This is a genomic window from Symmachiella macrocystis, assembly GCF_007860075.1.
GTDB classification, from domain to species: domain Bacteria; phylum Planctomycetota; class Planctomycetia; order Planctomycetales; family Planctomycetaceae; genus Symmachiella; species Symmachiella macrocystis.
The window spans coordinates 1,689,264-1,703,857 of record NZ_SJPP01000001.1; the positions used below are offsets into that span (position 1 = coordinate 1,689,264).

Genomic DNA, 14,594 nt, shown 5'->3' on the forward strand with positions numbered 1-14,594 from the left:
TATTTCGTGACTTTCGTGGTTCGTAATCATGCAACGCTGAAGTATCGCGCCAAGTCGCGTGGAGTTTACTGAAAAAACACCCAAGCAGCGTAGTTATGCGTTGACAGGCTGTTTTTAGCGTGAAATGGGCTGATGGGAATCGCCATTGATCTGAGACCCAGCTTGGCTACAATTCCGAGCGAATTAGGAAATCCCCGTAACGAATGGAGTCCCCGCGATGACAACTCACCGATTTTTCTTATCCGCCGCCTTGGTTGCGACGGTCTTTACCTGCTCGGCATCCCGCCTAGCTGCTCAGACGCGGGAAATTGAGACTGTGCTCAATTCGGCTGCCGTGCTTGATGAAGTCATGCAGACACCGGGACGTAAAATTCCTGAGTCGCTGTTGGCCAAAGCCGAAGGCATTGTGATCATTCCCAATATGCTCAAAGGGGGCTTTGTGATTGGCGCGCGGCACGGTCACGGCATCGCGTTGGTTCGCAACGAAAGCCGGGGCTGGGATGCACCGCGATTTTTGCAGATGACCGGCGGCAGCATCGGGTTTCAAGTTGGTGTCCAGTCGACCGATATCATTTTAGTGTTCATGACCAAAAACAGCGTCCGCGGTTTGCTCAGCGGAAAGTTTACGATCGGCGTCGATGCGGCCGCCGCGGCAGGACCGGTTGGGCGACAACTGGCAGCAGCGACCGACGAACGCCTGCAAGCGGAAATTCTCTCCTATGCACGCAGCCGCGGATTGTTTGCGGGCGTCTCCCTGGACGGTTCAGCGATTCGTCTCGACCCGTCCGCAGAGGCGGCCTATTACCGCGCTGCTCCTGCCGCCGATGGCAATGCGTTGCCTCCCTCGGCTGTGACATTGATCGAAAAAGTGATGCAATACTCCGGCGGTGCGGTCGCTGTCCCAGCGGAATCGGGTCCCACGTTTTCCCCGCCCAAACGTGTCAACGATACGGAAGCAACACGCGAGCAATTGGCAGCCGCGGCAATCAAGCTTGCCAAAATCCTGCCCCCCGACTGGCAGAAGTATCTGGCCTTTCCGGCGCAGGTATTCACCGGCGACCAGCATCCTCCGGTGGAACGTCTCCAGGAGTTGCTCGGCCGCTTTGATAAGATTGCCGCGAACCCGCAATATCGTTCGCTCAGTCAAAAAGCCGAGTTTCGACAGGCCTACCATTTGATCAAGGAATATATTGCCCAACTGACGGCAACTCCTGCGGCAGACACGTTGCAGTTGCCCCCCGCACCGACGAATTAACTCTCTCGCCGAGTGCAATCGTTTTTTATTCAACAGGGGACGAACTCAGTTCGTCCCCTGTTGCTTTTGATCAAAGCAAAGTCGCACCGGGTGCTAGATCGTGAGTGGTCCTTTGCGGGAACGCTTGTACAAATCCTGGAATTCCGCGGAACCGTCGTCGGATAACAATCGCGTTTTAACGCCGCGGACGTAAAACGGAATCACGTCCGGCTTTCCGCAAGGAACCAATACGAAGTTCACGCCGCCCAAGTGGTTGAAATACATCTTCTTGCCATCGGGCCAGCTGACTTCGACAAGTCGCGGTGGATCGGGTCGCGCTGCCGGTTTGTCGACGCGAAAACGTTCGACCGCTTCCCAGTCGATTTCGTATCCGAGTCCCGGCTTGGTGGGGACGGCCGCTGTTCCGTCTTGTAGCGTGATCGGTTCTTTCAGCAACTGGTGCGTATACAACTGATGGCAATTGACCGCCGGCCAAGTCGAGTGGCTGGTCACGCCGCCAAAATGCAGCGAGAACGCGGCGGTGATCCCCGTGCCGACCAACTGCAACCAAAACGGCATATCGGCGACCGCAGCAACATTTGCCGAAGCGAGCAAAGCAGAAGCGCCGCGACCGATCACGAATCCGTCGCAGACACCTTTGCAAATCGCAATTTTCGGTGGGGGCGTGCCGTAGTGCATGGCGATTTGGACGCGCGTCGCCTTGCGAATGGCTTGGTTTCCGAGAATGTCTCTCTGAGGAATCGGTGATTCGTAAATGTCGGTTTGCGGATACTCAGCCAATGCCTTGATGATTGGCATCGCTAGCTCGGCATTGAGTAGCGTATCGTTGAAGTCCATGTCGATTTTGAATTCGGGCGGCACTTCTTTTGTAGCCAAATCCATCTGATCATAGATATCGAACCAAGGCCGGCCTTTGGTTTTGTAGGCCATGTAACCTTGGCTGTACGCCAACTTGCATTCGGCCGCCATGTCTTCGGGATAGGTATCGATGTTCCACCAGGAAAGCGGCGTCCGCTCGTGGACTTGGTGTCCCAATAAGCTGTGAATCGGCACATCACAGGCGCGGGCGACCGCATCGAACAGCGCCATTTGCAGCCCCGCACCGAGAGAATCATCCCACATGATGGCAGCGGCATTTTTGCCAATGGCGTTTTTGACATCTTCATCCGAGGTCACACCCCAGGTGTAGTACAACAGCGTTTCACCGTGTCCTTGATGGCCGCTCTGTAAATGGACGGTACAGATTTCGGAAAATTTCCAGTGCGGAATTTCTCGCGCCATGTTCCGATCCGGCGCGGGACGAAAAGGGACCTTCACCGTGACGCGGTCAATTTTAGTAACGGTCAAATCTTTAGTCGGCGGAGCAGCAACGAGCGGCACACCCCGCAGCAAACCACCCACAGCCACAGAGGCCAAACCGGTTTTCAAGAACCGCCGTCGGTGCATATTTTTCACTTTTACCAAACTGCTGCGGCCGAATGTCATCTGTTCAATCCTCAGTCGATGTTAAATGAATCCGCTCTAAGCACTATCATATCGATTTGACGGCGGAATTGCCCCGCCTGCTGTGAGGCGGACCAATTTCATGTATTTTGTAGGAATCACGCATTTTTTCTCTTAAAATGTGTGAATAATCCCCATCGTTTCGGGGAGTAAACAATACAGAGAATTGGGAATCCGTGGATCAATCAACAGATGCACATCGCGCTTGGGCACGGCTGCGCTCGGGGGACAAAACGGCATTGGCCGAGTTATTTGGCCAATATCGTCCGCAATTGCGGCGGATGGTCGAATTGCGGATCGCGGGACGGTTGACCAGTCGCGTTGACCCGTCGGACATCCTGCAGGAGACCTTTATGGACGCCAGTCAAAAAATAGACGCTTACGTCAGCAATCCACGGGTCACCCTGTTTGTCTGGCTGCGAGGTTTAACATTGGATCGACTGCTGAAAGTTCAGCGGCGTCACCTGGGAACGCAATCTCGTGACATCCTGCGCGAATTGCGCTTGCCAGCGGAATCCTCGTTGGCCTTGGGCCGCCAGTTACTCGCCGGGGGACCGACGCCCAGTGGAATCATGGAGCAGGGAGAATTACGTAGACAAGTGGGAGCGGCGTTGCAACAATTGAATGACCGTGACCGCGAGGTATTGGTGATGCGACACTTCGAAGGCATGAGCAACCTGCAAGTCGCTGAAGCGCTTGAGATTGCCGCGACAGCGGCGACCATGCGACACGGTCGTGCGCTCAAACGGCTGAAGGACATTCTCACTGCTCGTCTCCCTTCCGGGGAATCGTCGTCATGAACGTGAAGTCCCGCTCAAAACCGCATGCCGAAACGCCGCCCGAGGAGAGTTCCGGGGGTGAGTATCTGGTCTACGGTCTGATCGCCGAGCAGGTGGAACAATTCCTCGACGAAGGCCGCTCAATCGATGTGTCGGGTATCGTGAAACAATATCCGCACCTGGAGCGACAAATCCGCGACTTGATTCCGTCGCTAGCGGCGTTGCATCAGATTGGGCCGGCCGAGCAAGATCGCGAAACACGGTCCCTCGGTGGGTTCCGCAACGGCCGCCGCACGATGTTGGGCGACTTTGCACTGGGCCGCGAAATCGGCCGGGGCGGCATGGGGGTGGTTTATGAAGCAATGCAGGTCTCGCTCGGGCGGCGCGTCGCGCTGAAGGTGCTGCCATTTGCGGCCGTGCTTGACAAGCGGCAGTTGCAACGTTTCAAAAACGAAGCCCAAGCGGCCGCGGCGCTGCATCACCCACACATTGTGCCGGTCTTCGCCGTGGGTTGCGAACGCGGCGTGCACTATTACGCAATGCAGTATATCGAGGGCAGGGACCTTTCGGACGCGATCGTGCAATTGCGGCATCTGTGTGTCGGCGCTGCGGCGGATGCAGATGCGCAAGCCTTGCAGTCCTCATCGGCCGGCGGGTTTGACCGCGGCCGTATGTTTTACCGCACGGTGGCACAGATTGGGGTCCAGGCCGCTGAAGCATTGGAGTACGCACACCAACGAGGCATTGTGCACCGTGACATCAAGCCCTCCAATTTAATGCTCGACAGTGAGGGCGAGATCTGGGTTGCCGATTTTGGCTTGGCGCAAATCGAAACCGATGCCACCTTGACCGGCACCGGCGATTTGGTCGGGACGCTGCGGTACATGAGCCCAGAACAAATCTCCGACCGGCCGACCGACGTGGATCACCGCTGTGACATTTTCGCCCTCGGAGCCACGTTGTATGAACTGGCGACCCTGCAGCCGTTGTACACATCAGAAACACGTGCGGAACTGCTGCGCGAACGGACGCGGCATGATCCGGTCAGCCCCCGAACATTGGAACCGTCGATTCCGCAGGATCTGGAAACGATCATTCTTAAAGCCATCGCCAAACACAAACAGGCCCGGTACGCGACCGCCGAGGATCTGGCGGCCGACCTGCGGCGGTTTTTGAACAACGAACCGATAGCGGCCCGCCCGCCTAATCTGTTGGCGCGCGTTACGACATGGTCCAAGCGACACCAGAAGTGGGTCGCGGCGGCGGCGATTCTTATTTGCGGCTGCTTGGTGTTCGCGGCGGGGCGAACGCTCGCGCCCCGCCGCGCACATCAAGCACGCAGCGACAATCAAGCTGTACCAAGGGTTGTGCAAGATGTTCGTCCGCTCGAAATCAAACAGCCGAAGGTGGCCGAACCAACCAATCAAGAGCCCGCTGAAGTCGCGCAAGACGTTGCATTGCCCACGATGCAGTTGCCGGAATCACTACGGCCGGTGATCACTGAGATCGCAGGAGTGATCGCCCGCGTGCAACAACAGTCGAACGTCGAGGAATCGCAAAACCAAGGCCCTTCGGCGGTCGATGTGGCGGCAGATCGTGACGTGCAGCCCCCCCCACAACCGATCGCACAGCCATTTGCCGTACCGGATTCGACGCCCCCTCCCCCGCTCGATTTTCGCGTGGAATCCGATCAAGTTGCCTACGTCGGTTTGGTCAAAAACCTTTTGGAAGAAGGGCTGGGGCAGTCTGGAAAATCGGCTGTGGAAGCGGCTGAACAATATGCCGTCGAAGCCCGTCGACTGTGCAACAACGATCCGCGGCTCGATTATGCGTTGGGGCTGGTGAACTTGAAAAACTTTCGCCCGTCCGAGGCTCTAGAACACTTCACCGCTGCCAAGCACCGCGCCGATTATCCCTACCTTCCGGCAGAGCAAGCGGAGATTTGGTATTTGCTGTCGCGGAAAGAGTATGAACCGGGTCTGGATCGTCTGGCGCAGTTGGTGAAGACCCTTTCCGATTCCCCAGCCGCTTGGCCCGACACAGCGACGCGCACAAATACCGCGCACTGGGTGGGACGCGTGGTTGCGTTTTTGCAGGGTCCGGGAAGCGGACGCAAAGTTGATAAGGCTTTGCAGCGTCCCGGAATGGATTTTCGTGAATCCTTAAGCGCCTCCTATCGACCGGCGTACGACGCAGGGCAGTTGATGACGCAATTGAATCACCAGCAACTGCAAACCCGCGTGGATGATATCCGCAAGGATACGCAAACAGCCCAACTGGATAAACGAAACGAAAAGCAAGAAGAACTCGCCGACCGCCGTGAAGAGCTCGCCGGCCAGCAGAATGATATCAAGCGGGATGCAAAGCAATGGAAGGAGTGGTTGGAAGACCAAACTTCACAAGCGGATGAAAAACTGAATGAGTTGGAAAAGGAATACATCACGTTGGAGGAACAAGATAAATCGCTGCGACGCTCAATACAGTCGTTGCAATATGAAATTCAACTCTACAGGCAATCTGGTCCTGACATCGGATCGGGGAATGCAAGGGAAACAAGTTTTGGTAATGGGGATGTGACCCGCCGTAGACTCTTCACGTTGCAGGATCAAATGATGCGGTATCATGCCCAGTTGCATGCGGTATGGCGTCAAGCCAGTATTGTCAATCGCAACGCGCAAACGGTTATGAATGAACGTCGCACCGCTGAGCGACGCTATGAGAAAGAGACCGGAACATTCCTAGAAAAGAACGTGAAGTTGGAGAAATGGACGAAGCGACTCAAACGGCAGGAGGAGCGTCTGAAAGCCAATCCTGTTGTGACGAGCGCTGAACTCACCGATGCGGAACGGCGGTTGGGAATCCTGCGGTCTTATGTGGATCTGGACTGGGGCGATCTACAACGACAGATTTTGAAAACATATCAGGCAGCCGGATCGAACGTTGATTCTCCTGCTCAAACGGATGCCGATTAATCGCGAGGTTGCGCTTGGAAAGGCGGGTGATGTCATGAAACGCTCGATGTCTATTGCTATCTTTCTCTCGATTGTCGGGATGTGGAGTCCGGGAACGTTCGCCGGACAACCGCTGACGCGCCGCGCTGCTCAAGAAGAACTATCGCAGGTTCTGCAATCCGAAGCCGACGGGATCATCACGAATCGGGCTGCGCGACTGAAAGACGCTTTAATCGATTCGAAATGGGATGATCTGGCGCACTGGCAAGCCGGCGAGGTACGTTGCGGGAAAGACTGGATGGCCTACGACCAGTTGTTGTTGTTGGAGACCAGCCCGGCGCTGCGCAAAGAATATCGCCAGCGGCGCCAGAAAACTCCAGAGACACTAGAAGGGCAACTTCAGCTCGCCAACTGGTGTCGGACTCACAAACTGCCTGATCAAGAACGTGTGCATCTTCTGAAAGCGTTAAAATTTCGGCCGATGTCGTCCGAGATACGCACACGGCTCGGTCATCAATTTGTGGGAGGCACGTGGCTTAGCCCGCAAGAGCAGCAACGACTCGACGAAGAAAAGGGAATGCGCGCCGCCGCACTCAAGAAATGGGCGCCGCGCCTCACCAAACTGCGTGACGATTTGCATTCCGGTTCCCAGCGGCGTCAGCGTCTCGCCACGCGGCAGTTGGCTGCCATCACGGATGCGGCGGCCGTTTATGCGATGGAACAGTTGTTCCTCCGCGGCGTCGAGAGGGAGGAATTGGCTGCTGTACGGGCTTTGAGAGAAATAACGGCGTATCAAGCGGCACACGCGCTGGTGGATGTTGCGGTTGAGTCGAACAATAGCCTGGTCCGAAACGCAGCTATTGAAGAACTCAAAGCGAAACCACATAAACACTCGGTCCCGGAGTTATTGGCACGATTATCCGATTCGACGGAGACAGCTTTCGTAACCCGCTTTCACCATTCTGGCGCGTTCATTCGTCAGGTGTACTATCGAGAGCGGCAGTATCGACGTCAAGCAGCCATTGTGGAAACGACGCTTCAGGGTGGTAGACCAGGGACGGGTCGTCGAGGGGGCGCATTCTACGCCACAGGTACCAAGCGTTTCGTAGAAGATCTTGCTCGGCAACAGGCTGAGCTTGCCCGCCAACTCAACAAACAGTCCGAGAACAGTAATGCTCGAATCTACACAGTGCTTGCAGCGATTTCCGACGCCGAGGTGTCCAATACTCCCGAAAAATGGTGGAGTTGGTGGAACCTCGAGCAGGACATCGGAGTCTCTGAAAAGCAGTACGAATACTACTACGAGCATTCGCATGAACGACTTGTCCAACTGCCTACGATCTCGTGTTTTCGTGCGGGAACGCCTGTCTGGACGGACGAGGGGTTTGTAGCGATTGAGAAAATCCGCGCCGGCGACCGGGTGTTATCCAAAGATATTGAGACCGGGGAACTGATGTACAAACCTGTTCTCCAACCGACCCAGCGGACCGAACAAGAGCTCAAAACGATCATGCTGTCGGGTGGCGAAACCTTGGACTGCACGATCGGCCATCTATTTTGGCGATCCGGGATGGGCTGGATGATGGCCAAGGATTTGAAGCAGGGGGACTTGTTGCATTCCGTGACCGGAGCACAGGCAGTCGATGGCATGACCAACGGTCCGATTGCAAAGGTCTACAACCTCATCGTGGCGGACTTCAATACCTATTTCGTCGGTCGTGACATGGTACTCAGCCACGACAACACCGTCCGCAAACCTACAAACGCTGTCGTTCCGGGATTGATACGAAAAGAACTGAGAGCACGTTAGTCGCCGCGCTGCCGGCTTTGCCTCAAGTCCTTTAAGCAATGCGAAACTGCAAACAAATGGACGAAGCCAATGCTGTGGAATAACTGGTCACGATCTTAAGGTCATACGTGGACATCGACTGGACAAGCGAAAACGCCGGGAAAGGTGAATACCATGCTGAAGTGCTCAACGCAGATCATAGTCATTGTGGTCATTGCAGGATTATCCAGTACAGCTGTCGTGGTTGCTGAGCGTCCGGTCTCGCGCGATTCGCGGGAGACGCTGGCACAGGTGCTCCGCTTGGAAGTCGATGGAGGCGTGGCGAATCGAGCCGAGTTACTCCAAGGTGTGTTGGGCAGTTCCAAACGGGATGCGCCGGCGCATTGGCAGTCGGGACAGGTAAGAACCCACGCCGGCTGGGTCGCGTACGATCAGCAGCCCACCTCTGACAAACTTTTAGCACTGCGCAGTGAATATCGCCAGCGCCGCAGTGATGCAGCAGAGTCGTTTGCCGAACGTCTCAAGCTGGCCGATTGGTGCCGGACACACCGACTTTGGGATCAGGAGCGGGCTCACCTCGTGGAAGCGTTGGAAATTCAACCGACATCCGAGGCAGTCCGCAGACGGCTTGGCTATCGAATGATCGGCGGAATATGGCTCAGCCCTCAACAGCTAGAAATGCTTAAAGAGGAACAGCAAACCCGCGCCGTTGCCCTGAATCGTTGGCAGCCACGCATTCTGAAGATTCGCACCGGTTTGAGTTCTCGATCTGAACGCCGACGCCAAAAAGCAGAAACAGAACTGGCAGCGATTACCGATCCAGAGGCGGTGTATGCGATGGAGCAAATGTTCTTCCGCGGCCAAGAGCCCGAAGAATTGGCAGCCACGCGTACGTTTGGAAAAATGACTGTGTATCAAGCCGCCCATGCCCTTGTCGACGTCGCCATCGCAGCCAATAACAGCCGTGTGCGGGACGCGGCCATTGAAGAACTGCAGGACAAGCCGCGCAAACAATCGGTTCCAGAGCTGTTAGGCCGACTGACCCTACCGATCGAGACGGAGATCGAAGCCAGTTATCGCAACGGTTCAGCGTTTATCCGGCAGGTCTACTACCGCGAACAGCAATATCAAAAACGGGCACTCGTTGTGGAATCGACAATCGATTATATCGGACCAAAGGATATGAATGGCGCATCCAGTCGGCGGTTAGCTGAGGATATTTCACGGCGGCAAAAGGAAATGACTCGGCAAATCAATGCACAAGCCCAAAAGGACAATGCCCGCATCTATACGGTCCTGGCAGCAATTTCCGAGTCCGATGTTTCTAATTCGCCTCAGAAATGGTGGGCGTGGTGGAATTCAGAACAGGATACTGAAGTGAGCGAGAAGCCTGTTGATCTCAGCTACAATCAAAACTATTTCAGTTTCGATCAAAGTTATCAACAGTACACGCAGACGACCGAATGTTTTCAAGCAGGCACTCCGGTCTGGACGGACGAGGGGTTTGTGGCGATTGAAAAAATCCGTGCCGGCGACCGGGTGCTCTCCAAGAATATCGAGACCGGCGAACTGATGTACAAACCGGTCCTGCGTCCCACGCAGCGGACTCCCCAAGAACTCAAGACGATCCTGCTCCAGGAAGGCGAATCCCTCGTGTGTACCGGCGGACATCCCTTCTGGCATTCCGGACATGGATGGACAATGGCCAAAAACCTTGCCGCGGGCAATGTGTTGCACACTGTCATCGGCTCGCAAAAAGTGGCAGCGATCTCCGGGGGAACAGCGGAGAAGGTCCATAACCTCGTCGTCGCCGATTTCCACACATACTTCGTCGGTCGCGGCATGGTACTCAGCCACGACAACGCCATTCGCGAACCGACCAATGCCATCGTGCCGGGATTGATGCGAGAAGAATTGACAGCCCGCTAGATCCCAAGTCTGAGACTAAAACTTTTTAGGCGGCGTCGCTCGCAATTCGGATAGCGATTTTTGCAAGCGATTACGCGCGGCGTCGGCAGTGGGGTCGGTTTCAGCGGGGATCTCATGCTCTTCGAAAAAGTCATGCGAAAGATCAAACAACCGGCCGTCATTGTAGAGTTTCCAATTCTTATCGCGGACGACGTGTAGAAATGACTCCGCATAGTTTGCTGGGGCTTTATATCTTTTCGAACTGTGGTCGAAATTTCCCCAGGTATAAATGAACGACTTATCGTGCTCTGCTTGGCCGGTGAGATGGGGCACCAAACTGATGCCATCGGTGGGGTAGTCTTCGTCTTTTTTCACCCCGGCGAGTTCGCGAATCGTCGGTAGCACGTCGGTAAGATCGACCAACTCCTCCGAGACCCGCCCCGGTGTGGTTCGATGCGGCCAATGTACAATCAACGGCACATTGACCCCCAACTCGATCGGGAAATACTTGCCGCCGCTGACCATCCGGTCACGGAATTTTGTGCGGATCGTCTTGGCTTCCCCTTTGTTGTCGGTACCGTTGTCGGATGTAAAAATCACAACGGTGTTCTCGGCGATCCCTTGCTCTTGGAGCGTATCGAGTAAACGCCCGATCAGCTTGTCGGTATAGCGGAGCATGGCGGCATAGTTTTGGGCATCGCCGCGACTACCCATCCACGCCTGCGGCGGATCCTCCCCCGCCGTAGGCGCATCAGGATGCTCGGGTGTAGGGTGAAACGGCCGATGCATCGGCGTTAAGCAATAGTAGGCCAGAAACGGGGTGTCCTGGTGACGACGGATAAAGTCGACTAGAAAATCGCAATTTACATCAGGACCGTAACGGTCGAGTTTTGTCTGCTGCCCGTTGCGATTAATCGTGCCGCCCCAGAAACGATTCCCCAGCCCGCGCTTCGAATCCGCCAACAGCTGGACCGAATCATAGGAACAAAACTCATCGAACCCGGCTAGGGCAATTCGCGGCGGTTTTGAAGACCAGCCCCCCAGGTGCCATTTGCCGGCGAAGGCGGTCGCATACCCCGCGTCTTTTAGGTGATTGGCAAAGGTGATTTCGCCCGGCTCCAATTCGCCCCAGGCGACGTAGTTGCGAAAGCTATACCGCCCGGTCAGAATCTCCACCCGGCTGGGCGTGCACAGCGGCGTCGCATAGCAATGCTTGAACCGCATGCCGTCGGCAGCCAATTGATTGATCCGCGGTGTTTCATAACCGGATTGCCCGCCGTAACAATCCAATAATTCCCGCCCCAGGTCGTCGGCGAGGATGATCAGGAAATTCGGAGGCCGAACCGCGTTCTCTTCGGCCGTTCCCTGAGCCGGCCCCAACAGTGTCATCCACAGGCACGTGGCAAACAGGGCGTATCGACTCATGGAGTGACTCCGGTCGGTTTTTGTTGGATCGTCTTGAGCAACGGGTCGTTGATGTGTTTCATGTTGCGACGTATTTCACGGTCGAGGTAAGCGATGACTTTATGAATCTCGGGGCGGTCTTCACCGATCAGGTTCACCCGTTCTTCAGGATCGACAGAGAGGTGGTAAATCTCATCCCGCGCCGGATCGAGGAAGTCGCGGACCAGTTTCCACTCCGGCGTGCGGTAAGTTCGCATGAACGCGCGGCAATAGTTAATCATGCTGTACTCGGCATAGACATTCTGATCCCAACCGGGCACCGATTCGCCACGGAGCAACGGCACGAGGCTGCGGCCGCGGACGGTGTGTTGTTCTGGTAATGTCGCGCCGGCCATTTCGACCAACGAGGGATACCAATCGAGGCTGGTCGTGGAATCTTCGATCACCGTCCCCGGTTGCACCACGCCCGGCCAACGGACGATGGCGGGGACCTTCAGCGAATTGTCGTACAGGTTGGGGCGGTACTTGCCGTTGATGTTCTTGGTCGTCGGTGGTCTAGTCTTCGTCGCCCAAACCCCGTTGCCTTTGTGATGAATCCCGTTGTGGCCCATGTTGTAGCCGTGATCCGAAGTGTAAATCACCACGGTGTCGCCGGCGATATCTAATGCGTCGAGGGTGCGCAGGACACGGCCCAAATTGCGATCCACGCCGGAAATACTTGCCAGATACTCACGCATCTTGCGTTTGACCAATTTCACATCCAGATCGGGATAATCAGGATGAGGCAGGATTGGATCAAGGTCTTCGTACGGTGCCCAATCTTCATCGGCCACCGGCAACCAGCGACCGTGCGGCGCGCGATAGTTCAAACAGAGTAAAAACGGTACCTCCGCATGCTCTTTGATATACGAAATCGCCCGGTCGGTAAGGATGTCGGTCGTTAGTCCCTGGAATTTGCGAACCTCCCCGTGCTCTTCCAAAGGCGGATCGTCAGGCGTTGTGCCGCCACCGGTCAGCCCCATGAAATAATCGAAACCATGTTGCGTGGGATGGTAGTCACGATTTTCCACAGCGGTCCAATCGCCCAAATGCCATTTGCCGATCAAGCCGGTCGCATAACCGCCTTCTTTGAGAACCTCGGCAAAGGTGACACTACGGGGATCGAGGCCGATTTGCTTGTCCGCATCAAACAGTTTATGGCGGGGATGTGGAATGAAATCGAGGATGCCATATTCACTCGCATAACGACTGGTCATCAGCGAAGCCCGCGCTGGTGAGCAGACCGGCGTGGTGACAAAGGCATTGGTAAATCGCGCGCCTTGGTCGGCGAGACGATCAATATTCGGCGTATGCGCTTGCGGGTTGCCTGCTGCGCCGAAACCCCAGGGAGCTTGGTCATCCGTGTAGACAAACAGAATATTCGGCTTCCGCGGTTTTTCAGTCGGTGCGGTGTTTGTCGTACTGGCTTGGGTATGCAGCGGTTGCGGCAATCGGGCGTCGGCATCGTCGAGATACGTCGTCAGCAGTTGCCGCATCTCGTTGGCGACTGCTGGCGATTTTTGAACAAGGTTGTGTTGCTCGCCGATGTCTTCGCTCAGGTCATATAGCTCAGTACGTTGGTCTTCATGAAAGAAGAGCATTTTGTATTTGCCGGAGCGTACCGCGGAATGCGGGTGGGTTTGACTGACAGCAAAGTCGTTGACGCCAATGTCCGCTTGCGCTTTTTCATAGCCTTTTTCCGGATGGTAATACGGGAAATGCCAGTACAACGCCCGGTCGGGTCCCTGCTCTGTCTTTTCAAAGACCGCTGTCAGGTCTTGCCCATCTAATTTCTCCGCGGCAATATCAACCGGTGCGTCGGCGAGGGCGGCGAAGGTGGGCAACAGGTCATAACCAATGACCGGCGTCGAATTGGTGGTCCCGGCGGGAATGTGCTGAGGAAGGCGGACGATGAAGGGCACGCGGACTCCGCCTTCATAGAGATTCCATTTCGAGCCGCGGAGCGGGCCATTGCCGGTGAATTCAGGATGTCCGCCGTTATCCGATGTGAACACGACGAATGTGTCGTCGCGGTGCCCCGACGCATCGAGCGCCGCGAGCAACTGTCCGACATAGTGATCCAGCGTTTCCAAAAACGCCGCATAGGCGATCTGCTTTTTGCGATTAGGCGCAGCGGCGGGAATTTTCTTGTCGTACTTTTTGAGCAACCATTCGCACGGGGTCTTGACGGGTGTGTGCACGTAAAAGTGCGAAGCCATTAAAAAAAACGGAGCGTCGTGCTTACCCTGCAAAAACGCCGCAGCCTTGTTGGTCATGGAGTCGACCGGAAATTGCCCCGGCGCGGTGATCGGTGCGGGCTTGTTGCCTTTTCCGTAGCTGTAGGGATGACTGCCAAATTCCTCAACGGCTGTTTGAAAACCTTGTTGTTGCGGACCATGTTTCGGACTCCATCCCAGATAACGGCCGTGATGCGCGTTGAGATGCCATTTGCCAAAGAACGCTGTGTGGTATCCGGCGTCGCCCAACCGCTCCGCCACCGTCCGTTCGGCGAGTGGTAGATTCATGGTATAGGGCGGGGAGCGCATCAATTGACCGCCGCGGTGCTGGGGTCGTCCCGGCTTCTCCTTGGTCACAAATTCAAAGTGCAACCGCGCCGGCGATTTGCCGGTCATGAAACTTGCCCGCGACGCCGAACAGATCGGCGCCGGCGCATAGCCATTGGTGAACCGCATTCCGTCGGCGGCGAAGCGGTCCAGATGCGGCGTTTCGTGCCAGGGATGCCCGTAACACCCCAGGTCCGACCAAGCGAGGTCGTCCGCCAGAATAAACAGAATGTTCGGACGCGTAGGGGCGGTTTCGGCTGCTGCGATTTCCAAACCGGGCCAACCGGCAACAACGACGAATAGAAATATAACGAGGCGGTTCATAGAATTCCTGAACGTTGGTCGAGGTGACTTCTCGTGATACGCGACCACGAAATGCCCAACGACCGGTTCTAGGAATGT

The 14,594-nt window shown here is 55.9% G+C and carries 8 protein-coding genes; 5 read left to right on the forward strand and 3 right to left on the reverse strand.

Annotated elements, in window-relative coordinates; all coding sequences use genetic code 11:
• The first annotated feature begins 217 nt into the window (after nucleotides 1-217).
• On the forward strand, nucleotides 218-1,255 hold the full coding sequence (locus CA54_RS06550; RefSeq protein WP_146370015.1) for a lipid-binding SYLF domain-containing protein: 1,038 nt from the start codon (nucleotides 218-220) through the stop codon (nucleotides 1,253-1,255).
• 93 nt (nucleotides 1,256-1,348) lie between these two features.
• On the opposite strand, the gene CA54_RS06555 is transcribed toward CA54_RS06550, so the two are convergent.
• Nucleotides 1,349-2,740, reverse strand: coding sequence for a mandelate racemase/muconate lactonizing enzyme family protein (locus tag CA54_RS06555; protein WP_146370016.1), 1,392 nt, complete (start codon nucleotides 2,738-2,740; stop codon nucleotides 1,349-1,351).
• A 194-nt stretch (nucleotides 2,741-2,934) separates the two neighbouring features.
• Between CA54_RS06555 and CA54_RS06560 the strand changes: the two genes are divergently transcribed.
• From CA54_RS06560 to CA54_RS06575, 4 genes are all read left to right on the forward strand, one after another.
• Complete coding sequence (locus CA54_RS06560; RefSeq protein WP_146370017.1) at nucleotides 2,935-3,558, forward strand: sigma-70 family RNA polymerase sigma factor; 624 nt, start codon at nucleotides 2,935-2,937, stop codon at nucleotides 3,556-3,558.
• Nucleotides 3,555-6,509, forward strand: a complete 2,955-nt coding sequence (locus tag CA54_RS06565; RefSeq protein WP_146370018.1) for a serine/threonine protein kinase — start codon at nucleotides 3,555-3,557, stop codon at nucleotides 6,507-6,509. The genes CA54_RS06560 and CA54_RS06565 overlap by 4 nt, the downstream gene beginning before the upstream one ends.
• Nucleotides 6,510-6,555: 46 nt before the next feature.
• Nucleotides 6,556-8,298: a polymorphic toxin-type HINT domain-containing protein gene (locus CA54_RS06570; protein ID WP_197532243.1), complete on the forward strand. Its 1,743-nt coding sequence runs from the start codon at nucleotides 6,556-6,558 to the stop codon at nucleotides 8,296-8,298.
• Nucleotides 8,299-8,451: 153 nt separating this feature from the next.
• The gene (locus CA54_RS06575) at nucleotides 8,452-10,206 is read left to right on the forward strand and encodes a polymorphic toxin-type HINT domain-containing protein (protein WP_146370020.1); all 1,755 of its coding nucleotides are present in this window, start codon (nucleotides 8,452-8,454) and stop codon (nucleotides 10,204-10,206) included.
• Nucleotides 10,207-10,221: 15 nt separating this feature from the next.
• Here the strand turns inward: CA54_RS06575 and CA54_RS06580 are convergent, their stop codons facing one another.
• Both CA54_RS06580 and CA54_RS29175 read right to left on the reverse strand, forming a co-directional pair.
• The gene (locus CA54_RS06580; RefSeq protein WP_146370021.1) at nucleotides 10,222-11,610 is read right to left on the reverse strand and encodes a sulfatase-like hydrolase/transferase; all 1,389 of its coding nucleotides are present in this window, start codon (nucleotides 11,608-11,610) and stop codon (nucleotides 10,222-10,224) included.
• Nucleotides 11,607-14,516, reverse strand: coding sequence for a sulfatase-like hydrolase/transferase (locus CA54_RS29175; protein WP_197532244.1), 2,910 nt, complete (start codon nucleotides 14,514-14,516; stop codon nucleotides 11,607-11,609). The genes CA54_RS06580 and CA54_RS29175 overlap by 4 nt, the downstream gene beginning before the upstream one ends.
• Nucleotides 14,517-14,594: the final 78 nt, after the last annotated feature.

What these genes read in the sequence shown, in the direction of transcription:
- CA54_RS06550 (WP_146370015.1), top strand. Translation starts at nt 218, where the DNA reads ATGACAACTCACCGATTTTTCTTATCCGCCGCCTTGGTTGCGACGGTC.
- CA54_RS06555 (WP_146370016.1), bottom strand. Translation starts at nt 2,740, where the DNA reads ATGACATTCGGCCGCAGCAGTTTGGTAAAAGTGAAAAATATGCACCGA.
- CA54_RS06565 (WP_146370018.1), top strand. Translation starts at nt 3,555, where the DNA reads ATGAACGTGAAGTCCCGCTCAAAACCGCATGCCGAAACGCCGCCCGAG.
- CA54_RS06570 (WP_197532243.1), top strand. Translation starts at nt 6,556, where the DNA reads ATGTCTATTGCTATCTTTCTCTCGATTGTCGGGATGTGGAGTCCGGGA.
- CA54_RS06575 (WP_146370020.1), top strand. Translation starts at nt 8,452, where the DNA reads ATGCTGAAGTGCTCAACGCAGATCATAGTCATTGTGGTCATTGCAGGA.
- CA54_RS06580 (WP_146370021.1), bottom strand. Translation starts at nt 11,610, where the DNA reads ATGAGTCGATACGCCCTGTTTGCCACGTGCCTGTGGATGACACTGTTG.
- CA54_RS29175 (WP_197532244.1), bottom strand. Translation starts at nt 14,516, where the DNA reads ATGAACCGCCTCGTTATATTTCTATTCGTCGTTGTTGCCGGTTGGCCC.